General features: G+C 57.8%; 13 protein-coding genes and 5 pseudogenes. 8 read left to right on the top strand and 10 right to left on the bottom strand.

Annotation, left to right across the window (positions count from 1 at the left end; translation table 11 throughout):
* Positions 1-60: 60 nt before the first annotated feature.
* Positions 61-270: pseudogene (locus ABIA45_RS35955) on the top strand (transposase); the annotation flags it as partial.
* Positions 271-506: 236 nt separating this feature from the next.
* Here ABIA45_RS35955 and ABIA45_RS35950 read toward each other — a convergent pair.
* Positions 507-1,497, bottom strand: a pseudogene (locus tag ABIA45_RS35950) (IS110 family transposase); the annotation flags it as partial.
* A 63-nt stretch (positions 1,498-1,560) separates the two neighbouring features.
* Here ABIA45_RS35950 and ABIA45_RS35945 point away from each other — a divergent pair.
* The 5 genes and pseudogenes from ABIA45_RS35945 to ABIA45_RS35925 form a co-directional block, all read left to right on the top strand.
* Positions 1,561-1,880: pseudogene (locus ABIA45_RS35945) on the top strand (IS630 family transposase); the annotation flags it as partial.
* 886 nt (positions 1,881-2,766) lie between these two features.
* Positions 2,767-3,734, top strand: a pseudogene (locus ABIA45_RS35940) (lysylphosphatidylglycerol synthase transmembrane domain-containing protein).
* 232 nt (positions 3,735-3,966) lie between these two features.
* Positions 3,967-4,143, top strand: a complete 177-nt coding sequence (locus ABIA45_RS35935) for a transposase DNA-binding-containing protein (RefSeq protein ID WP_404655177.1) — start codon at positions 3,967-3,969, stop codon at positions 4,141-4,143.
* 287 nt (positions 4,144-4,430) lie between these two features.
* Positions 4,431-5,081: a hypothetical protein gene (locus tag ABIA45_RS35930; RefSeq protein WP_404655176.1), complete on the top strand. Its 651-nt coding sequence runs from the start codon at positions 4,431-4,433 to the stop codon at positions 5,079-5,081.
* A gap of 12 nt (positions 5,082-5,093) precedes the next feature.
* A complete protein-coding gene (locus tag ABIA45_RS35925) occupies positions 5,094-5,588 on the top strand; it encodes a transposase (RefSeq protein WP_404655175.1) in 495 nt (164 codons plus the stop codon).
* Between the two features lie 500 nt (positions 5,589-6,088).
* On the opposite strand, the pseudogene ABIA45_RS35920 reads toward ABIA45_RS35925, so the two are convergent.
* The 9 genes and pseudogenes from ABIA45_RS35920 to pimC form a co-directional block, all read right to left on the bottom strand.
* Positions 6,089-7,079: pseudogene (locus ABIA45_RS35920) on the bottom strand (IS5 family transposase); the annotation flags it as partial.
* 533 nt (positions 7,080-7,612) lie between these two features.
* Positions 7,613-8,188, bottom strand: a complete 576-nt coding sequence (locus ABIA45_RS35915) for a hypothetical protein (RefSeq protein ID WP_404655174.1) — start codon at positions 8,186-8,188, stop codon at positions 7,613-7,615.
* 64 nt (positions 8,189-8,252) lie between these two features.
* A complete protein-coding gene (locus tag ABIA45_RS35910; protein WP_404655173.1) occupies positions 8,253-8,573 on the bottom strand; it encodes a hypothetical protein in 321 nt (106 codons plus the stop codon).
* Complete coding sequence (locus tag ABIA45_RS35905; RefSeq protein WP_404655172.1) at positions 8,570-8,980, bottom strand: NAD-dependent epimerase/dehydratase family protein; 411 nt, start codon at positions 8,978-8,980, stop codon at positions 8,570-8,572. Before ABIA45_RS35905 ends, ABIA45_RS35910 begins: the two co-directional genes overlap by 4 nt.
* Positions 8,981-10,560: 1,580 nt before the next feature.
* Positions 10,561-11,775 carry an alpha-hydroxy acid oxidase gene (locus tag ABIA45_RS35900; protein WP_404655170.1) on the bottom strand — a complete coding sequence of 405 codons (1,215 nt, stop codon included), beginning with the start codon at positions 11,773-11,775 and terminating at the stop codon, positions 10,561-10,563.
* Positions 11,776-12,288: 513 nt separating this feature from the next.
* Positions 12,289-13,146: a MaoC/PaaZ C-terminal domain-containing protein gene (locus ABIA45_RS35895; protein ID WP_404655168.1), complete on the bottom strand. Its 858-nt coding sequence runs from the start codon at positions 13,144-13,146 to the stop codon at positions 12,289-12,291.
* Positions 13,147-13,360: 214 nt separating this feature from the next.
* A complete protein-coding gene (locus ABIA45_RS35890; protein WP_404655166.1) occupies positions 13,361-15,571 on the bottom strand; it encodes an acetate--CoA ligase family protein in 2,211 nt (736 codons plus the stop codon).
* A 62-nt stretch (positions 15,572-15,633) separates the two neighbouring features.
* Positions 15,634-16,800, bottom strand: a complete 1,167-nt coding sequence (locus ABIA45_RS35885) for an acyl-CoA dehydrogenase family protein (protein ID WP_404655164.1) — start codon at positions 16,798-16,800, stop codon at positions 15,634-15,636.
* A gap of 87 nt (positions 16,801-16,887) precedes the next feature.
* Positions 16,888-18,087, bottom strand: coding sequence for a pimeloyl-CoA dehydrogenase large subunit (gene pimC / locus ABIA45_RS35880; RefSeq protein WP_404655162.1), 1,200 nt, complete (start codon positions 18,085-18,087; stop codon positions 16,888-16,890).
* A gap of 774 nt (positions 18,088-18,861) precedes the next feature.
* Between pimC and ABIA45_RS35875 the strand changes: the two genes are divergently transcribed.
* Together ABIA45_RS35875 and ABIA45_RS35870 are read left to right on the top strand one after the other, a co-directional pair.
* Positions 18,862-19,971, top strand: a complete 1,110-nt coding sequence (locus ABIA45_RS35875) for a M14 family metallopeptidase (protein WP_404655161.1) — start codon at positions 18,862-18,864, stop codon at positions 19,969-19,971.
* A gap of 270 nt (positions 19,972-20,241) precedes the next feature.
* The gene (locus tag ABIA45_RS35870; protein WP_404655159.1) at positions 20,242-21,681 is read left to right on the top strand and encodes an aldehyde dehydrogenase family protein; all 1,440 of its coding nucleotides are present in this window, start codon (positions 20,242-20,244) and stop codon (positions 21,679-21,681) included.
* Positions 21,682-22,463 lie beyond the last annotated feature (782 nt).

Here is a 22,463-nt window from a genome sequence, read left to right as displayed (position 1 = left end):
CCGTCCTTCTTCGGGCCGGACCCTAACTCGATCTGGAGGAAATACGCAGGGGCAGGTCAATGGGGGCCAAAAGGCGGGCGCGTGCGCAGCTTCACGCCACATGGTCATTGGCGGACGCTGACATTCCTTGGCGCCTTGCGCTGTGACCGCCTCGCGGCGCCTTGCCTGTTCGACGGCCCGATCAACGGCGAATGCTTCCGCGCCTACGTTCAGCAGATTTTCGTTCCGCAGCTCCAGCCGGGCGACATCGTCATCATGGACATGTGTGGACGCCCCGTCGATGTAAGAAGAATCTTTTCAAAGAGCGCAGAGCGTGGTCGGGTGCTGACAAGTGTCCGGCCTCTGATGCGGCTGTCACATGCGGCCGGCCCGTATGGGAGTTCGCGGAACGGGTCCAACTCAACCTCGCGTGCTCGAAGCACGTATCCATGATCTGGTTTTCCCGATCCCGTCTCTTTGACCGTAGCGCCATACTCTCCGTTCGACCTTCTCACACTTGGGTAGTCCGCTCGAGGAGGCGCCCGGTAAATGCCGCCTCTGGCCATCAACGCCCATACGATGCGCGCCGTCTTGTTGGCCAAGGCGACGATCACCAGCATGGGCGGCTTGTGCTTCAGCATCCGCGAGAGCCAAGCATCCGTCATCGATCCCTTTCGCATGGCCCAGCGCACGGTGGCGCTGGCTCCGATGATCAGCAGGCGACACAAGGTTCGTTCGCCCATCCGGGATGTCTCCCCGAGCTTCTGCTTGCCGCCCGAGGAGCGTTGCAGCGGCGTGAGGCCGAGCCATGCCGCAAAATCGCGACCTCTCTTGAAGATCTGAGCAGATGGGGCCAACGCTGCCAGTGCTGTAGCGGTGATCGGTCCTATACCGGGAATGGTCATCAAGCGCCGGGCTTCGGCATCCTCTCTGGCGCGCCGGGCAATCTCGCGTCCAGCGACCGTAGCTGCTCAACGAGAGAAACAGGATCGGGCGGGCAGCTTCGGGGATGGTGGAATCCTTCTCAATCACCGCAAGCTTCGTCACATGGACGAGCCCCTGCGCGGCCATCAGTCCGAGTTCAGCAAGATGCCGACGTATCGCATTGATGGTCTGGGTCCGCTGGCGCACCACAAGGTCACGAACGCGAAACACCATGGCCGCAGCTTGTTGCTCTTCGCTCTTCACGGCCACGAACCGCATGGTCGGCCGCTGGGCTGCTTCGCAGATCGCTTCGGCGTCAGCGGCATCGTTCTTTTGCCGCTTCACGAAAGGCTTGACGTAACCTGGAGCAATCAGCCGGACAGCATGTCCCAGCTTCGCAATCTCCCGCGCCCAGTAATGGCCGCCGGCACATGCCTCCATGGCGACCGTGCAGGTCGGTTGCGTGGCAAGGAACCCAAGCACCTGATCGCGGCGCAGCTTTTTCCTGAACAGCACACTTCCCGACGGATCCCCGCCATGCACCTGGAACACATTCTTCGCCAGATCCAACCCGATTGTGTTAACTTCCGACATGGACGCCTTCGTTCAAGTGATGATCACCGACACCACTTTGGCACAGCGATGCCGTCAGGGGGCGTCCACCATAACTACGCCACCCACAAGACACCTAAGATCAAAGCGTGGCTCGCTCGCCGGCCGCACTATCATGTCCACTTCACGCCGACTTCCGCGTCCTGGATCAACCAGGTTGAGCGCTGGTTTGCCGAACTCACCAGAAAGCAGATCCAGCGAGGCGTTCATACCTCCGTCAGGCAGCTCGAGGCCGACATCCGCACCTTCATCGAACTCCACAACAAAAACCCGAAGCCATTCAAATGGAGCAAGTCCGCCGACCAGATTTTGGCGTCCGTCAAACGCTTCTGTCACAAAGAAAGACTTTATGTGGCGAACTTTAGATTCACGTGACTAGCGTCTTCAATAATAAGGTCGGCACATATAAAGCATGAAAGAGGTAACTGTTCGATCGAAAGACGGGACCTTAGCGCAATTTGCGAAATTCAGTAAAATCGTAGCGTAGAAAATGGCCGTAACGCTCATCAAAGTTTCGACCACAACTCCTGCCGCGCTGGCAGTGCGATCATTAGCTAACGCAGGGCCGGAAGGGGCACGAAAAATTGCTTCGACGAATGTGACAGGCTGCTCGATGTGCTTGAGCACGTCCAAGAGCAAAACCGTGGTGACGCGGTCGCGCAGCTTCTTATCAACGTCGGCGAAATCAGTTTTCTTAAAGACGAATGGTCTCGCCTCCTGGTAGACCCAAGGATCGCCCAGATCGCAGACGACGCGTCGAACCCGGCTTTGCGCAAGACCCTAACGTAATGGCCACGGGCAGTGCCGATTTCGAGAGCGTGTCGCTCAGGCCGCAAAGCGCGTGGACATAGCTCTTCACAATGACACTCGGAGCGCGGCGCCAATAGTGTCGCGAATAACCGGGAGGAAAGAGTTCATCGAACTGGTTGTCCGAAAACTCGCTGCCGATTTGGCGGTGATCGGAAACGCCAGCTTCAATCATTTGGAGACCTGCATAGCGCACTGTTTGCCATAGCGCACTGTTTGCCATAGCGCACTGTTTGCGCAACAAAAGTATAGATCCGGATTAGTAAAACGTAAAGGCAGGCGCTCCCTACCACAACTGAGGGCATGAAGTCTAAAACCCGATGAGTTAAACGCGGGCGCTCTCTCGGCTCTCGAAGTCCCTTATGGTAGCGTCTCGGATTTGCGACCTGGCGTTATCAATCGACGTGACTTGCTACAGCCAGGTCTTGCCGCCCCGCGAGCTGGTTGGTCACGCGCGGATTTCTCATCTTCATAACCCTGGTGGCGTTGTCAGTCGGGCTGCTTTACCTCGCTCTGAGCGGGATTGATTTCGCTGCGATCCGCTTGCGGCTGAGCCATATCAAGCCGCTCTGGATCGCGCTTGCCATTGCGGTCACCATCTTCCAGATCTTCCTCGGCGCGCAGCGCTGGCGCGAGATTTCCGGTCTGTGCCATGCGCCTTTAAGCAACCTTAAGGGCATTCCGCTTCAACATGATCGGTAGCTTCTTCAACCAGACTCTGCCCTCATCCATAGGGGGCGACGCGGTTCGGCTTTGGCTCGTCAGCCGCACTGGCGCCGGCTGGCGCGCGGCGACCTATTCGATCCTGATCGATCGCGCTGTCGGCCTGATTGCGCTGGCGTTCATTATCGTTGCAAGCCTGCCCTGGAGCTACGCGACGATCGGCGACGCCAATGGCCGGCTCGCGCTGGTCTTTGTCGGTTTCGTACCACTCACCGGAGGGGTGGGCTTTCTGCTGCTCGGCCATCTGGAACAGGCGTGGCTGAAGAGCCGGTGGCCGACCAAACACTTCCAGGCCTGCTCGGCGATTGCCAACCAGGTGATCTTCAGCAAGAAAAGCGGACCGAAAATTGCTATGCTGTCGTTCACTACTCATCTGCTGGCGGTCGTAATCGCCTGGTGCTGTGTGCGCGCGATCCAGGTGCCCGCTGATCTCGAGCAGCTGCTCATGCTGACCCCGCCGATTATGCTAATTACCACGATGCCGATTTCGATCGCCGGCTGGGGCGTGCGCGAGGCGACGATGATGATCGCCTTCGGCTATGCCGGACTTGCGCAAACGGATGGAACCGTCGTCTCGATCCGTTCGGCGCTGTCTACTTCATCGTGGGCGCCTCGGCGGGCTGGTCGGGATCATCGGCTCTGAGAAGCAGACTGGCCATATCGAAATGAATCACGCCGTGGAGGATTGATCGCGCTCAGCATGCTACGCAGGTTGGTCGGGACCGCGCCTGAAGTTCAAATGTAAGTCTCTGGTGGTGCTTTCAATTACCCCTAACTCTGACCACTCGGGCAGATCCGCTGATCGACGAAATCTTAACTCGAAAGGATCAACTTATGACTCGTTGCTGAGCGCCTGATTAGCGAGGGGGGCTCTATGGACTGACATTAAGGGATGGATCGCCAAAAGCTGTGTGCAGTGCTATGCAATGTGAATCTTGGATTGATCGAGAGAGTGGCGGATGCGACTTTAGGAACGCGCGGCTCGGCGACAGATTCGACAAACTGCTCACGGATTGGAAGTGCTTCGGACAAAGCATTCCGCTCGTCTGCCAGATCGGGCGTATACCAGGGGGCAGCCTACCGCTTCTTCTCTTATGACCCCGTCAGCGCAGCGGACATTCTGACCGGGCTATTTCCAATCGAGATGTGCTGGTGCCGTACCGCGGAAGGTCCGCTTGTTGTGCTGCACGGTCCAACTGAGTTCAGCTAGTCGTCCGTTAAGAAACCGATTTGAGCGGTGAGCAGTCGCTGGCAGCCGCGATGAGGGTGGTCAGGATCAGGCACCAAAGAGCCCTCAGCCAGGCGAGGATACGGCGGAAGATACTATGGGGCGACCGGCAAAGGCGTGAGAGTATTAAGGCTGGTCATGAGCAATGGAGCACCCCATGCAAAAGGCAAACGATCTCGGCCGGTCTTCCACGGTCCTGGAACAAGATAGCACGCTGATCGTAGTCATTGAGATGAGCCTCTCAAGCTGGCTCGTCGCTGGAATCGTTCCCGGGTTGGATCGTCATCCGTTGAAGAAGCTTGGCGCCGACGAAGACGCGCTGATCCAGTTGCTACACCGCTGGCGCGAGGAGGCGACAGAGTGTGGGCACGCGATCACACGCATAGCGGTCGCCTTTGAGGCGGGGCGCGATGGTTTTTGGCTAGCTCGCTGGCTGCGGGCTCGTGGCGTCGAGGCGTTCGTTATCCACTCAACAAGCGTCGCCGTCCCCCGCGAACACCGGCGGGCTAAAACCGATCGGCTCGACACCGAGCATTTGAAGCGCGCTCTGCTCGGTTGGCTACGCGGCGAGCCGAACCATTGCCAAATGACAGAAATCCCTAGTCTCGATGAAGAGGACGCCCGGCGTCCGAACCGCGAGCGTGAGAACCATGTCAGCCAACAAACCAGCATTGTCAATCGATTGAAGGCGTGCCTCATTCGCCTGGGTATTCGCAATTTCAAGCCGACGTTGCGTTATGCGTCAGAGCGACTTGACACGCTGCGCACGCCGGAAGGGGTGCCTCTGCCGCCCAACACTGTCGCCTAGATGCGCCGGGACATGGCACGCCTTCGCCTCGTCAGGGAGCAGATCAGGGAGATCGAGGCGGCTCGATTACAACGTTTGCAGGTTTCCGAGAGCGGAGCGCACGCGATGGTCAAATTGCTGGCGCGCATCATTGGCGTTGGAATCGAAACAGCGGACATGCTCGTGCATGAGATCCTCTCCCGGCAATTGAGAGATCGCAGAGCAGTCGCGCGTTATGCGGGCCTCACGGGCGCTCCTGATGAAAGCGGCAAGCGACGACGGGAGAAAGGCCTTGCACGCGCCGGCAATGCTCGGGTACGGCGTGGGATGATCCAACTGGCCTGGCGCTTTCTCCTTTTCCAAAAGGACAGTGCATTAGCCCAATGGTTCCGCACTCGCGCGGCCGACGCGCGCGGCGCGCGCAAGACCATGATCGTGGCGCTGGCGCGTAAATTGCTCATTGCATTCTGGCGCCTGACGACGACAGGCGAAATACCTGTAGGGATCAAGTTACCCCCGGTAGCATGAACGCGAGACAAGACACCTCGATTGGGCCTTTGGGGGAAGCACCCCCTAAACCCTGATACTCCGAGGTGGCGGTGACCCGAGCCACAACTTGGTCCATATGACCTCGCGGAAGAATGGGCCCGCTGCCCGAGCTTCGCTTGGGATGCGCATTGCTGCATCATGGTCGAAGATTGCGTTCGACCGCATACAAGTACGCGGCGCGATGGCCCGCCGGATATTGCAAGCTCCCTCGGAATGTCTCTCAATCGCCATGCCATGGAGAGTTTGTGGTTACGCCCTGCCGCCCGACCATGCTCAGGCCCACCAAGGGGATGGGCCCCCCCTCTCCGCCGCCGTCGCTCGCCAGCGCTGCGCTTTGGGGCAAGCGAGCGACGGCGGCTCCGAGGGGATGGCTTCGTCGGGACCCCAACGATCAATTTGCTGAACTTGACGTCACACGACTGCCCTACCCAAAGGAAAAGAATTGCCTAAGAGCTCTTGACAGGAAACACCCCATACAAGTTGTGACCGACGGCGGAGAGGATGACGTTAGCCGCATCGCCGAGGCGGCCTTTGAGGTAGCATCGGCCGAGGTGACCATCGGCCTTCAGGTGTCCGATGATGGGCTCGATGGCGGAGCGGCGGCGCAGCTCGCGCTTGATGACACGTAGGGCGCGGCGGCCTTGCCCTTGCCGATGCACTCGACCTCTGGAGCATGGAACGAATAAAGCTTCCAGCCGCGCTGGCGCTGCTGCTGCGAGCGGATCTGCGAGGCCCAGCCGAGCGGGAGGGCGAAGGCGTTCTCGAGCACGGCCTGACCTTCGATCTTGCGGCGGAGATCGCGGATCCGGCTTAGTCGGCTGCGCAAGATGCGCAACTGCCGCTGATGCCGCTTGAATTGCTTGGCGTGGGCGTAGCGCCCCGCCATCATTGTCGCGGTTTTGGCAATGCGAAGATAGGACTGCCGTAGCTTGACCCCATGTTTCCTCGCCAGACGGTTGAGCCCCTTGATCGCCGCGTGCAAGAGCTTGGCATCGGTCGGGAAGGTGATGGCCTTCGGCTGCACGGTGGTATCGACCGTCACCCGCTTGAGGTCCTGGCTGCGCAACGCGCCGGCCTCGTGTGCCACCCGCAAGCTCTCGGCCAGCAACAGCTCCAGCTTGTCGCCAAGCCGCTTGCGCCAGTGGCTCAGGTCCGAGCGCTCATGCGGGAACGCGTGCTGAAAGAACTCTTCGCCGGTGAAGTACTGGAAATACGGGTCGTGGACCCAGCGCTCGCACACCCCCTCATCGGACAAGCCGTAAATGTGCTTGAGCAGCAGCAGCCCGATCATGAAGCGGGTCGCGAGGCCCGGCCTGCCGTTCTCGCTAGAGCGGCGCGATCTCGCCGTCGATCCAGTCCCAGTCGACCTTGCCGGCAAGCTGAACCAGTTCGTGCTTCATGTTGATGATCTGGTCCAACCTGGCCCGGAACAGATCGCCCGATCGTCGCTTTGGGCTTCTTCGGTCGCATCGCCACCTCCGATGCGAGGACGGAATCATGACTGGCGATTCGATGGAATCCTCAAAACGAAATTGCAGGGTTCCGATGCCCGAACCATCAAAACCCTGCAATCCCCAAAAAGGCCACAACGAATAATCCGATCCCAGCTCAATTGCTTAGCTGCTCTTCACGGACGACCAGCTATCAGTGCGAAAAGTCAGAAGCGATCGGCATCACAAAGAGCGTAAACAGTGGACGGGATAAGCCCTGTCGCCTCAGACCGCACACGGTTTGCGGCGGGACCGTTGGGGTTGGCGGCCGTTAAGTTCTGAACCCGAGATGAAATTCCCCCGGCTGCTGGTTTCATTTCTTGACGCTTCATTGTTTTCGGCCGCAGCTGCGCCTGCAACCTGAAAACTCGCGACAAGAGCAACGGAGAACGCAAGTAGCTAGGGATCCCGCACGGATCGCAATCCTCCCGGGGAGGTAAAAGATGATAGGCGCTTCTTTCCCAACTACGTCAACGACGGCGTCGGTGGTTCCATTTCGTTGCTTCAAGATCGTCAACGACACTCGTATCCTTGCGGTCCGTGCTTGCTGTTCTTAAATGGATCTACCAGAGCGTCCGTGTAGACGCCCGCCAGAAGCCGGTGTTTGGCGAGCAGGTTCTTTCGCACGAAGCGACTGAAGCTCGCTATCCGCTGCCCTTTCTCTGTCAATCGAACGCAGCCGTTCACAATTTCAATCGTGCCCGATTGCAACTGCTCGGTCAGCCGCACGTCGATGAGCCGGAGTTCCGCCATGTATTCTTCAAGGGAGACCAGCGGGATAGCGTCTTCGCGAATTCCTCCGCCGCGCTGCTGAAGCTTTTCGAGAATGTAGAAGGAAAATAAGCGATCAAGTACGGTCGGACCGGAAATGGCAGCCGCATACCCGGTCACACACCAGATGATGAACATCAACCCGCGTTCAAACCCGGTAAGCGGTAGCCGGCGCCGTAGCAGAAGAGCCAGGAAACCGGCCAAAATCGCGGCGATTAGCGCATCGCCAATCGCCGAATAGAGAATCACATTAACCGAGAACCAATAGATATGCACGAAATACACGCCAGCATACAGGCCGGCGAAAATCAACGTCATCACAACCGATGCTATGCTCTTGCTACTCCAATTAGTTTTAGTCAGCATGGAAGCCTCGCTCTTTCTAAACCAGTTTCCTATTGCCATAGTACGAGACGACAGCCTGCATGACGACGCTGACAAGGAAATCCGACGTGGGGTTCAATCTCATGAGATCCGGCCAAGAAGATAGCGAAAGTACTTGGAAGACGTCGACGACGCCGCAAAACATGACACTGAGATCGCGAATTGTGACCGGCAGGTCCTGTCCGTCCGAACCTATCAGCACACATGTCGCTTCTGGCGGATTTTCGACAACATAGCCGAGGTCGACCGATAAAAACTTCCTGGCCATGCGCGGCGCACAGTTCACCAAACAGGCGACTGGAGGCGTCGCGATCTTCATAAACCGGTGTAACGATCGTAAGCTGCGACATCACACACGCAACAGCTTGCGGAAACAAGGCGGCGGTCTGATTGAGACCATCGTCCATAGAGGCGCGAGGCTTCCAGTCGAGAACTTGTTTCGATGTCCGGTTGACGCTGCTTCGGATCGTCCTGCGGCAGAGCCTTGAAATTAAGCGATGCCTTGCCGCTAACGATCTTGATTACCTTTTCCGCGAGCCCCAGCATTGCGAATTCGCTCGGGTTGGCGAGATTGACCGGCCCGGTGAATTCGGTCGGCGTGTCCATCAAGCGCAATATGCCGTCAATCATATCATCGACATAGCAGAAGCTGCGCGTCTGCGTGCCGTCACCAAAAATCGTGATCGGCTTGCCGCGAAGCGCCTGGACAATGAAATTACCGGCCACGCGCCCGCCGTTAGGATGCATGCGCGGCCGTAAGTATTGAAATGTGCACCACCTTGATTTCGAACGAGAGTTCCGGGTCGAAAAGAAAAGTCTCAGCGCACCGTCGTAATAGCTGCTCATACCGATCGGATTGACCCGGCCCCTAACAGCCTTCGACCGGCGGGTGAGTCTCTGGGTCGCGGTAAATCTCGGAAGTGTATTGATCGCGCCGTGGACACTGGTCTCAGTCGTCTGTATCGGGTCATGCCGGTAACGTATCGGCGGCGGCGGACACGCTAGATTAAAGATCCGATTGATCTCAATGTACAGCGGGAAACACACATCATGCCGCATTACCTCGAAAGTTCGGTTTTGCAACAAATGCTTAATGTTGGTCTTCGAGAGAACATCGTTACTATGCTCGATCAAGCGGTCACAAAGATGCGACCCAAGAAAGCCGCTCCTGTCGGTAACAAAAACTCGATGCATTCGCTATCTTCTCCGGACGAAATGAACATCTCGCAAGTCGATCCTGGGCCACCACTCCTGCCACGCGACCTATGCGTCGCCCGCTAGATGCGGTGTGTTTCAAGTGTGCCAGAAGCGACGACTGTCGTGGGTTTTGCTCGAAAAGACACAACGACGTGTTTGCCACTGCAGCGGCGGAATGGCTCAGCCGCGTTGTCGGTCAAGCATGCTTCGCTGTTGCGTTTTTTGTTCTCCATTCCATTTGCCAAACATACACCCCCGCCGCCTAGATGAGTCGGCGCGACAGGCGGCTTGATGGCATCGGGCCAAAGGGGCGGTTCTGGACAAGTCTTACGGGCAGCTTGGTGGCCTCCTTGGTTCAAACGAATTAAACCACTGGGTGCGTTGGTCGGGCAGCTACCAGATCAGATGGGAATCACCCCTGACAGATCGGAAGTTTGATCGGCTTGCTCCTGGTGGCCATCGACAGGCTCTCGTGGATGAGCGCCCGCAGCAGTGCCTCGCCCATGAGGTTGTCAGTGATGGACGATCGAACACCAGGCGATGCTGGAAGAACTCCTCGCCGCAGAAGTACTAACAAACTTCTTCGAACCCTTCAACGTCGGCTGAAATCCCGGCGCAGCGAGCAAGCGAATGCGCTGCTGTTCGCTCCTAGCGAGAAAATGCCGCCAGGGTATGAGGTCACAACACCCCAATAACGTGCGAGGTACCAGCGGTGGAGGCCGGGCGCTCCGAAACCCCGGCCATCTCCGCACCCGGCCTCCTCCTCAACTCAAGCCAGGAGCAAAATAAATGAGGCAACCGATCGCACCCGGGAGCATCTATACATGAGGCAATACGCGTTCTCATCCTGATTGTCGCCCCATACCAGATTTAACTTCCTTGGCTTCTTCTGCGCCAAGCCAGTAACGCCGACGATCAGCAAGCCACCTGATCTTCACCCAACCCTATCATATAGCTCGCCGACCCCGCGCGCCCGCGTCAATCCGGCGGCATTCGTCGTGGGCGTACTTTCGAACGAAGGCGCCATGATTACCATGCCAGGCGACGCCGCCGGGAACTCCCGGCAATCACGGACTTTTCGGAGCAGCATGCACCTCAACACAACCGTATCAGAGTTTGCGCAGGAGGTCCGGTGTGATTTCGGAGAGACTGCAAATACCGAGCAGCGCGAGGTCGCGATCAACTTCGGCCTGCAAAAGCGTGATCGCCCGCTCGACACCTGGCTGGTCGGCAGCAACCGCGGCATAGAGGAAAGGACGACCGATCCACACAAAGTTCGCTCCTAGCGCGAGCGCCTTGATCACGTCGGAACCGCGGCGGATGCCGCCATCCAGCATCACCGACATCCCCTTGGCACTCGCAGCTATCTCTGGCAAGGTCCGCAATCCAGAAACGGCGTAATCGAGCTGACGGCCGCCGTGGTTTGAGAGCACCACTCCGTCGACACCGCTCTCGCGCGCGATCCTCGCATCTTCTGGCGAGATCATCCCCTTCACGACGAGCTTACCCTTCCAGCGCCGGCGGATGAGCTCGACGTGCTTCCAAGCGAGCTGATCGCGGCGATCCTCATCGTGCACCGAGGTTTTCGCCATCACAGATGGACCGCGTGTCGCGTCCATATTCTCAAAGTGAGGCATGCCGTGCTTGACTACGGTGCGCACAAATGTGTTCAACAGCCATCGGGGATGGGTTATCGTGTCCCAGAATACGCGAGGCGTTATCGCGAGCGGTACCTGGAAGCCGTGCCGTCTGTACTGCTCGCGGTTTGGCGACACGGCCACATCCGCAGAGACGACGAAGGTGTCGTAACCGGCTGCTGCGGCTCGATCGACCACCGATGTGATACGCGCCTCATTGTTTTGGAGATAGGCTTGGTACCAGCTGGCGTCATTCTCGCGGCGCACCTCCTCCATCCTGATTAGCGACCACGCCGAGAGGATCATTGGTACGCCAGTGGCCCTCGCCGCGCGCGCCAGCGTGATGTCCCCGCGATAGGCACATAATGCCGATCCCCCCATGGGCGAAATGCCGAATGGCGAGGCGTAGGTTCTGCCAAACAGCGTGGCCGTTTGGTCGCGTCTTGAAACGTCCTTGAGCACCTGCGGCACAAAGCCGAATTGGCCGAAGGCTCTATGGTTGTCCCTCAGCGCGGCACTGGTCTCGGCACCAGCGGCAACATAGCTATAAAGGTACTTCGGCAGGATGCGCCGCGCCGCCGGCTCAAAATCGTCGAGACAGAGATAGCGAGCAAGGCGCTGTAGCTCATTGCTCTGGATCCTTGCGACGAAATCTAGAGGGGCACCGGTCTTGTCTAGCACTTCCACTCTCTTGTTCTTCGTAAGATGAATATGGTTCGATGAGGGTAGTTCTTTGAAAGGTCCCATGATGCGAGGGGCCCAGTGCAGGATCGCCTCCTTGTACGAATCAACCTATGGAGACTAGCGCTCGACGCAAGCGAGCTTTTGGAAACGGCTCAGGAACGCCGCGAGCATCGGCTCCGCGCGACCGGTTTCGTTTACAGCCGCTATTACAACAACCCAGCGTATCGATCTACTGGCGCCGAATTCCACCAATTATCAGCTCGATCCGTTGAAATTCCTCGTTGGTGCATCTTTTTTCGGTGGCGAAACCGGTAACACCACCGGTGTGAGTGGCTTCGAAGTCCATGCGTCCGGACCATTTAGCAGGATCTGTTTCTCGGCGCGAACTAAAGCACTCGTTCAACGCAGCATGGCAAAGCGACTGGCGACACAAAGCTCGCAAAGCTTTTGGGATCGGAAACCTTTCGCGGAATAACCGGGCAAATCTCTCCAATTCACTCCGCCGCACGAGCGATGTCAGCCAAGCACTGTCAGGCCGTTCTTAACAACCGTAACGCCGCGCTCCTTCACGCTCGCTTCAAACGAGATGAAGTTTCCATCCTTCCACATCTCCAGAGTCACAGTTTCCCCGGGGTAGACGGGCGATGAAAACCGCGCAGCGTGCCGCCTAATGGCACTTGGATCGTAATCGGCATAGGTCTGGAGAATACCGCGGCAGGTAATTCCGTAGCTGCACATGCCGTGAAGGATTGGCTTTTCAAATCCAAGTTTCTTAGCGGATTCCGGATCTGAATGCAGCGGGTGGCGGTCGCCGCAAAGCCTGTAAATCAGCCCTTGATCAGGACGAGTTGGAACGTCGACCACCCGGTCGGGAGTTCGGCTCGGCATTTGATGTGGCTGGGGCTGGCCATGGGAGGAGCCGCCGAAGCCGCCGTCCCAGCGCGCAAAGTACGATGTCACCAGAGTCGCTAATGGTTCGCCCGGGCTGGCCTTCAGCAAGGTATGGAAGCGGATGACTGCCCCCTTGTCCTTGCCTTTGTCGTAGACGGCAACCACGCAAGAATCGGCCGTGATATGCGCAGCTGGCGGAAGTGTACTGTGAAACGTGATATCCCGCTCGCCGTCCAACGCAATGGAGTTCAGATTGAACTCGCCGGGTTCGGCGAAGCCGGCTGCGACTGAGGCAAACGTCGGTACGACCTTCAATGGCCGCGCCGTCATCGTCGCCTCGTTCACGAAAGCGAGCTCCTTCTCGTCCAAGGGATCGGATCCCATGCCGATGCCAATAGCATAGAGCATCACATCGCGATCGCTATAGCTGTGCTTTTGTTCAAGTTTCTTCATGGCCATCAGCTGATCATAGTTGATTGCCATCGTGATCTTTCTCCTCAGGCACGGCCTGGCCGAAACTACAGCGGTTTCGACCGCTTAAGTTGTTGCAGAGGAGGAGCAAGCAACGGTCATTGCTTGGCTTAGATCTCTCTCCTAGCCGAAGAAATCATCCCCGCCGACCTCTCGCTCGAGCGGGCGGTAGTAGCCGTATTCATCAAACGTCTCGCGAGTCGAACTACGCGCTGCGATGTCGGCATCAATCAAACTTCTCCAGCGTCTTTTTGGCGACAAGGCAGTCAACGGCGCTTAGACCGGCACCACTGGCAGAAAGGATGACGGGATTGATATCGATCTCGCTGATCTCCTCAGCAAGGTCCGTGCAGAGCGTGCCGAAGTTCACAATGCAATTGGCCAATCCGTCCAAGTCCGTTTTTCCACCCCCTCGCGCGCCATGCAGAACGCTCGCACCGCGCAGCCGCCCAATAGCAGCTTGCACATCCGCCGCATCGAAGGGAGGCAGCAGCACCTGCACATCCTTGAGTGCCTCAACCCAGATTCCGCCCAATCCGAAGGCGACGACCGGCCCGAATTGCGGATCGAAAGTCGCGCCAAGCATGATCTCGGGCCCTGATTTAGCCATTTCTTGCACGACAACTCCGGCGATCTTCGCTTCGGGGCGGTGGGACCGGACTGAAGACATGATTTGCTCGAACTCTTCCGCCGCTTTCTCCGCAGAAGGAATATTCAAGACGACGCCGCCAACGTCCGTCTTGTGCACGATCTCCGCTGACTCGACTTTCATCACTACGGGGAAATTGAGACGCCTTGCAATTCGCGCCGCCTCATCCGCCCGCGTTGCCAGCGCTTCTCGCGTGACCGGAATTCCATAGAGCGCGAGAAGGCGTTTGCCCTCACGTTCCGTCAGGACGTTGTCCTTCGCCTCGTGCAGGATGCGCAATGCCTCGGAATAGTTAGCGCTGCGCCGGCCGCGCTGGACTGACAGACGATCGCCAGGTTTGCGGTCGCGTTGAAACTCAGCATAGTCGATGAGAGACGAAAGCGCCTTTAGCCCTGGAGCCAGTCCTTGCAGAAACGACATGCCGTCGAAATCGGGCTTCGGCTCGACCATCGTATCCTTTGGATCGAGAGAGGTGTAGAAATGACCCCCGGCAAGGCTCAATATTGGGAATACGACCTCTGGCGCCGATGTCGCAGCCCGCTTCAAAGCTTGTCCAAGGGCCGAGCTCATATCGAGGCACGAAGGAAAGCCCCGCCCCCAGATCACCATGTCATACGCGCCACAGGTCGCAAGTGTGCTCAGCGACTCATCGATGATATGCGTATCATAACCGCCCTGCGCGGTGAGATCGAGCGGGTTGCCAACATTGCCGAACTCGGGGAAGACCGCTTCCAGCCGAGCTTTTGCAGGTTCAGGCAGCGCCGGGAATTCTATGCCGTAAGTGTCCGCGACGTCAGACAGAATGCTTGCGGCAGTCCCGGAGAAAGATGCGAACGCTACGCGGCGCCCCCGCGGCCGCTTGGTCGAAGACAACGCAACCGCAGTCTCAATCAGGTCATCAACCGTATCAACCCGGATGACACCCAGTCTCTTCAGGACGGCATCGATCGCCACGTCTGAACCTACGAGCGAGCCTGTATGAGCCAGGGCCGCTTGGCGCGCTTTTTCAGAGCGGCCAATCTTGATCATCACAATGGGCTTGCCCTTATCGGCCGCGTGCTCGCAGGCCTTGATGAATTCAACAGGACGCCTGATCTGCTCGCAGTAAGAGGTGATGACGCGCGTATCTTCGTCATCGGCAAAATAGTCTATAAAATCTGCAACATCGAGACATGCCTCATTGCCAACCGTGACCACACGGCCGATGCCGATTCCTCGTGCCAGCAGTGGTACGATGAGACTATAGACGAGAGTACCGCTCTGCAGGATGGAACTAATTCCGCCTGCCTTCATGGTGTGAAAGTCGAGCGGGACCGCCATCAGCCGATTGGCCGCATTCATCAAGCCGAAGCAGTTTGGACCAACCACCGGGATGCCCGTTCGTGCGGCCCAGTCCATGAGCAAGCGCTGCTTACTTGCCCCATCGCCAGCCTGCTCGGCGAACCCGCTCGAGATAATCTGAATCGCTCGCACGCGAGCGGCTTCGCAATCCTCAAGGACCTCGGGAATGGCCTTGCTTGGAATAGCGACGATGGCGAGACCAACCGGATGAGGTATGGCTTTCAAGCTCGGATAACATTGCACGCCCGCGATTTGCGTGTAACGAGGGTTCACTGCAACGACCTCTCCCAAAAAGCCCCACTTCTTGATATTCGTGAGGATTTCCGTTGCGAAACCGCCCTTCTGGGAGGCTCCGACAATCGCGACGGATTCCGGCTGAAAGAGCTGGTTGATCCTTGCCGTTCCCTGCTGGAGGCGGCCTTGTTGCAGGACACGATCAACTTGCATGTTTATCCCGTCGGTATTTGCTTTGCGTAACGCTGGCCTCTCGTTTGGACCAGGTCCAGATCCTACTGCTGAATCGCCTGCTCGCCGAACAGGCCTCCGAGGGATGCGAGCCGCTGAAGATGGTGGTCGGCATCGCCGAACAAGGTGTCGATCATCGTCACATGCTTGAAATAGTGGCCGATGCTGTATTCCATGGTCATACCGATGCCGCCATGGAGCTGGACGGCCTGCCGTCCGAGCGCTTTCGATGATTGACCGATCTGCGCTTTGGCCGCCGAAATGGCTCGCTCGCGCTCCGTTACATCACGTTCTCGTCCGGCCATCATGGTGGCGTAGAGCGCCATGGAGCGTGACTGCTCGAGTTCAACGAACATATCGACCGCCCGGTGCTGAAGCACCTGGAAGGAGCCGATTGTCGTGCCGAACTGCTTGCGCGTCTTCAAGTAGTTGACAGTTGTGGCATGCATTTCAGCGAAGCAGCCAACGGCCTCAGCGCAAAGGGCCGCAGCTGCTTCGTCTGCAACTCGTGAGATAATCGGGAAAGCACCTGCCGGATCGCCGATAACGTCAGCGGCCGCGACTCGGACATTCTGAAGCGTGATTTCGGCCGCGCGCAGTCCGTCCTGCGTGGGATATGCGCGTCGCATAAGACCTGGCGCGTTAGCGTCGACCAGGAAAAGACCAATCCCGCCCCTTTCCCGCGCGCCCCCCGCCGTTCGCGCCGACACGATGATCTTGTCCGCCACATCGCCGTGGAGAACAAGACCCTTTGTGCCGTTGAGCACCCAACCCTCGCCGTCCCTCTTCGCCCGAGTTTCCACATCGAAAAGGTCATACCGGGATTGCGGTTCAGCGTAAGCGAAGGCGAGTTTCACCCGACCTTCGGTAATCGCGGGAACGAGATTCGACTTCTGGGCTTCGTTCGCACCATGTCGCAGGATACCGCCCCCGAGGACGACCGTTGCGAAATATGGCTCGAGGACGAGCGCCTTACCGAAAGCTTCCATGACGATCATGGTCTCGACCGCTCCGGCGCCGAGTCCGCCATCAGCCTCCGAGAAAGGCAGCCCAAGGAGCCCCAGCTCAGCATAGCGCGCCCACATCGCTTCACTGAAACCGGACTTCGCTGCCCGGTACTTACGGCGATCCTCAAAGCTATAATGCTCGCGCATCAAACGTTCGACGCCATCCTTAAGGAGCCGCTGCTCCTCGGAAAGATCAAGATCCACTAGAAAACCTCCTGAAACGGGGCCGCATCTTTGCCCCTCAAACCTTTAGAACCTGGGCAGTCAGCGACTTATGGATTTACGGAAGCGTCAGAGGCCGAGGACGACCTTTGCGATGATGTTTTTCTGGATCTCATCCGAGCCGCTATAGATCGGCACCTTACGTCCATTGAAATAGGCGGGCGCAATCGGTCCGGCCCATTCGGGACCGATCGATGCCTCTCCTCGCTGAAGCTCCTCCTCGGATTGATAGGGTAGCGCGTAAGGGCCGATCACATCCATCAGAAGCTCGGCGGTTGCCTGCTGAATCTCAGACCCCTTGATCTTGAGGATCGAGCTCGCGGGATCCTGAGTACCCTTTTCGCGTTTCGATTGGTTGGCAACGACCCGAAGCTGCGTCATCTCGAGCGCCTTGAGCTGGACTTCGACCGCCGCAATCTTCTTGCGGAAATCGGCCCTGCCGATCAATGACTCGCCACCGACGCGAGTCCGCGAAGCAAGCTCCTTAATGCGGCGGATGCGCTCCTTAGAGAGGCCAACACAAGCAATCGTGACGCGCCCATTGCCGAGGACGAACTTGGCGTAATCCCAGCCGCGGTTTTCCTCGCCAACACGATTTTCGACAGGAACCCGCACGTCGTCGAAGAACACCTCGCACACTTCGGGATATCCGTCGAACAACTGGATCGGGCGCACTGTCACGCCGGGAGACTTCAGGTCGATCAGCAGAAACGAGATGCCCCGCTGCTTCTTGGCCTCAAAGTCAGTCCTGACCAGGCAAAAGATCCAGTTGGAATATTGCGCCAACGACGTCCAGGTTTTTTGACCATTGACGACATAGTGGTCGCCATCGCGGACGGCCCGCGTCTTGAGCGAAGCCAGATCGGAGCCAGCTCCAGGCTCTGAGAAGCCCTCGCACCACCAGTCATCGACGTTAACAATGCGGGGCAGAAAATACTTCTTCTGCGCCTCATTTCCGAAGTTATAAATGACCGGACCAACCAAGTTGATGCCGCTACCGGCAGGCTCCGGCGCCGGCGTCTGGCTCACTTCCTCGCCGAAGATGTACTGCTGGACCGGAGTCCATCCCGTGCCACCGTACTCGACCGGCCAGTGCGGCACGGCCCACCCCTTCTGCGCCAGGATGCGCGTCCAGCGCACCTTGTCGTCCCTGCTGGGATGCCTGCCCGCAATCAGTTTCTCGCGGATGTCCACGGGGATTGCAGAGCGGCAGAATGCCCGGACCTCGTCGCGGAAGGCAAGTTCGTCGGGGGTAAAGTTTAGATCCATCGTGGCTTCCTAGTTGCGCGACAGGCGGCGCCGATCACCCATGTCTAATATACCCGCTCGACTGAAGCCAAAATCCGAAATCAAACCAGGAAGAGCTGAAAAGCTGCGCAGAACATCTGAATTTTGAAGTTTTCATGCGCCGCAAAGCTGAGTTGTCGCGGTCTGCGACGCGGTTTCGGGCCACCGTTCATCGGCGCAGATGGCCAACACGACTGGCCTGCCTGAAGGTGCCGCTGGAACGAGTTTCCAAGTAGCGGTCTGCCAAGCAGGGCGAGCCGCGCAGCCACACGGGCGCTCGGATCTGCAGAGCATCATAGCCTCAACGCTAGCCCATGAGAACTCCCGGAGAGGAGTCGCCGCCCACCCGTCCACCTTCAGCGCCGCGTCCTGAATCGCGCGTTGCGACTGATGGATCTGATCCAGGATTGCGCAAAGGGCCCAGCCCCGACTTAGCCAGTCACGCGCGATCGGTACCTGCGAATAAGCCCAGGCGGTGCCGGGCAACCAGAGGCATCGATCAGCGGCTTCACACCCTTGATCGGCAGCCGTTGGGCTTTCTGGTCAGACCGAGATCCAGGAAAGGGCCGCTCCCGCATTCATTCTTCAGATCAACGGGCTAAACGCCGAAAAACTGCGATCGGATCGAGTAAGGCTGCGCATTCATCAAGGCGAAGCGGATTCGGGTTTGGATTCACATCAGAGCCCCCTAAGTCCACCCGGTATCGATCACCGAGCATCACAGCTTTTCTCCTAAAGTAACAACGGGAATGGCTCATGAACAATCTCATTCTCAATGCAGTGAACAAGCATTTTTCATCGAGTTACTTCGAAGCTCGTCAGACGTTTCGCGACTACGTTAAGGATGCCGCCGTCGGTGAGGCACGAATATATCCATCGCCCGCATGCGGACCAGGAGGAGAAGAGCTCCCAACCGACGTTGCCTGGTTTGGTAATCGCCGGGCCTCGAGAGTTGGCGTTCTCATCTCAGCTACCCATGGCGCCGAAGGATATTGTGGATCCGCAGCCCAGCTGGACTGGCTGGCCGAGCGTGGATACGACAGGCTGAAGTCGGATGAAGCGATGCTGTTGATCCACGCCATCAACCCATACGGGTTCGCATGGGATCGGCGCGTTACGCAAGAAGGTTGTGACCTCAACAGAAACTTTATCGACTTTGCGGCTCCCCTACCGCAAAACGAGGCATATGACGCAATCGCAGACAGTCTGGTCCCAAGTGCTTTGGACGGGCCTGTCTTTGCGAAAGCCGAGGCGGCGATTGAAAAGTACCGGACAACATACGGTGAAACTGCCTACCGGAAGGCAAGGACCAGCGGTCAATATCGTCATCCGACGGGAATGTTCTTTGGCGGCTTCGGCCCTACCGTCGCTCGCCAAACTCTGGAACAGATTGTGTCGGACTACAGTATTGCGTCACGTCAGATCGTCCTGATCATCGACTATCACACAGGCCTGGGACCCTATGGCTATGGTGAACTGCAGTGCGAGCAGGCATCGGGAATGATTGGATATCAGCGGGCGCGCGACATCTTCGGTCATTCGGTCACCTCACCCGATCTCGGCACATCATCCTCCTTAGTCCTCAATGGCACGCAGGACGACTACTGGCAGCGGATCCTCGGCGAGCGCCATGTCTACGTTTGCCTGGAATTCGGAACCTACCCTCCGGAGGCGGCCAGACCAGTGTTGCGCGCTGACCATTGGCTCTATGCCTTCGGCCAAGCTCAGATTCATACTGACTTTGGGCGTGAGGTTCGCCGACGCGTGAAGCAGCACTATTACCCGGATATGCCCGATTGGAAGGAGATGGTGCTGTATCGTAGTCGTCAGGTTCTTCGGCAGATGATGGAAGGGATGAGAACGTGACGCATTACGAGCTCTGCCTTGGTTCAAACCACCTCACCTGGCGTTCGAGACCTGCGCATGGCCGAAAACCGTTGGGTGAGCCCGCCGCAGCGCGTCGGCGGCCTCCTCAAAGGGGGTCTATGTACGCTTTCTCTAACTGGCCCGCTCCACCGCAAGTGGGCGCCCCTTTTGTAAAATCATAATCGCCAAGCGAAGTCAGCGCAATTGTAGAAAACAATAGCTATTCAGTGTGGCGGCGCCAGCCAATCCAACTAACCTCGAGAGGACAACATGGTCAATCGCATGAAATTTTACATTGATGGCGCGTGGGTCGATCCCGCCATTATGAAAATGACGCCAATCGTCACTCCGGCGAGCGCGGAAGAAATGTACGAGATTGCGCTCGGCTCAAAAGCGGACGTCGACAAGGCAGTCATCGCAGCTAGGCGCGCATTTGCCAGCTTTTCTCGGACAACGCGCGAGCAGCGCATGAGCATTCTCCAAAACATTCTGGAGATCTACAAAACTCGTGCGAAGGAGATTGGAGATTCCATTTCGGATGAGATAGGCGCCCCGTTAGCAATGGCGGAACAGAAGCAGGCTGGCTCCGCCATCGCTCACCTGGCTACGACGCTTGATGTGCTCAAGAATTACTCTTTCGAGGAGCGAATCGACAGTACAATCGTGGTTCGCGAGCCTATTGGCGTGGTGGGGATGGTCACGCCGTGGAATTGGCCAATAAACCAAATAGCTTGCAAAGTCGCGCCGGCGCTCGCTGCAGGCTGTACAATGATTCTCAAGCCCTCGGAGTTCGCTCCTACTTGTGCACTGATCTTTGCAGAAATCCTTCACGAGGCTGGCGTACCGAAGGGTGTGTTCAACTTGATCAACGGGTTGGGACCTGACGTTGGCGCAGCCATGAGCGAGCATCCCGACATCGACATGATCTCGTTTACCGGATCGACACGTGCGGGGATCGACGTTGCGAGACGAGCCGCTTATACAATCAAGCGCGTTAGCCAAGAACTCGGGGGCAAATCCCCGTACATCGTTCTTGAGGACGCCGATTTTGAAAAGGCCGTTAGAAAATGTATCGCGACGCTTTTCCAAAACTCCGGGCAATCTTGTGACGCACCATCGCGGCTCATTGTCCCGAAATCTAAAATGGCGGAAGTCGCGAGCATCGCGAAAACCATAGCGAACGGGTACAGGGTTGGATACCCGCGCGCCGCGGGTATTCATATGGGCCCCGTCGTACACCGCGGCCAATGGGAGAAGATCCAGGCCCTGATCCAGCGAGGCATTGACGAAGGCGCCACCTTGATCGCAGGCGGATTAGGGCTACCCGAAGGCATCGACAAAGGCTTCTACGTTCGCCCTACCATCTTTGCGGATGTGACAAATGAAATGACTATTGCGCGCGAGGAGATATTTGGGCCGGTGCTAGCGATCATTGGTGCTGCGGACGAAGACGACGCAGTCCGTATTGCTAACGATACACCCTACGGCCTTGCCGGTTACGTATTCTCAGGCTCAACGGAACGCGCGCGAAACGTTGCTCGCCTAATTCGAGCCGGCACCATATATCTGCAAGGTGGATCACTCGACAGCTCCGCCCCTTTTGGCGGGTACAAACAATCGGGTAACGGTCGGGAGTGGGGACGCTTCGGCCTCGAAGATTACCTGGAGGTTAAGTCCGTTGCTGGGTCTGTTGAGCTGAATAGGTCCTAAGCTCATCGAGGTTCAGGATTGCAAGCCTTCGACTTGAGCAATTCGAATGCTTGCAATCTCACGTCAGATTTCGTTCGACTGGCAAGCTGAAAGCTGGTGATGAATTCTCTCACCAGATCCCCAAGCAAGCTCGTTCTTCACGAATTGGCATTTGGCCTCGGGCGCGGCAACTCGCCCGACACGCAATCGCGCTGCTTGGCTGTGCTCAGCTCTCCCACCGATGCCGCGATTAGTCAGATGCGCGGAAGACGGACGCCGTCCGGATGATACGCCAGCGAGGAGGCTTCGGGTGTACATCATGCAGCTCGGCTAAATTGCCCGCGTCCAGGTGACGTGGTTCCATCACCGGGATTCTCCCGTTCGGAGGCACTTCGCTCGACCCGGTTCAAAGCGTTACTATGATTGCGGTCACTCTTGCGAAGATGAAAAGCTCTCGCTGCAGCGGTGTAGCAACGCCTGATGCCGACAGGGAAGACGCAGCACAGAGGTGGTGGCCAGCCGTTTAGTTCAACGGTGTGACGAAGCGCTTCGGCTCACTGGTCGCGCTCGAGAACCATAACCTTCGTTCAGGTGAATCTTGTGCTGGTAGAGGCGCAAAGTTCTGTAGTTCTTGCGCGGTCTACTGCAGAGTATTCGGGGGACGATCGAATCACGTCCTTTTTCAAGCGAGCTTCTCCCAGGACCCACAGCACGCCTTCTGAGCGAGGGGGGTGCTTCTTCCTCGAAGGAGGCCCCCCAAATCGATCAATCTCAGAAAGATAGAGAACTCATGCGGTCCTGCG

Source organism: Bradyrhizobium sp. USDA 336 (assembly GCF_044908355.1).
Classification (GTDB): domain Bacteria; phylum Pseudomonadota; class Alphaproteobacteria; order Rhizobiales; family Xanthobacteraceae; genus Bradyrhizobium; species Bradyrhizobium yuanmingense.
Note: the sequence above shows the minus strand (reverse complement) of the source record. Positions and strands in the feature narration are given on the sequence as shown.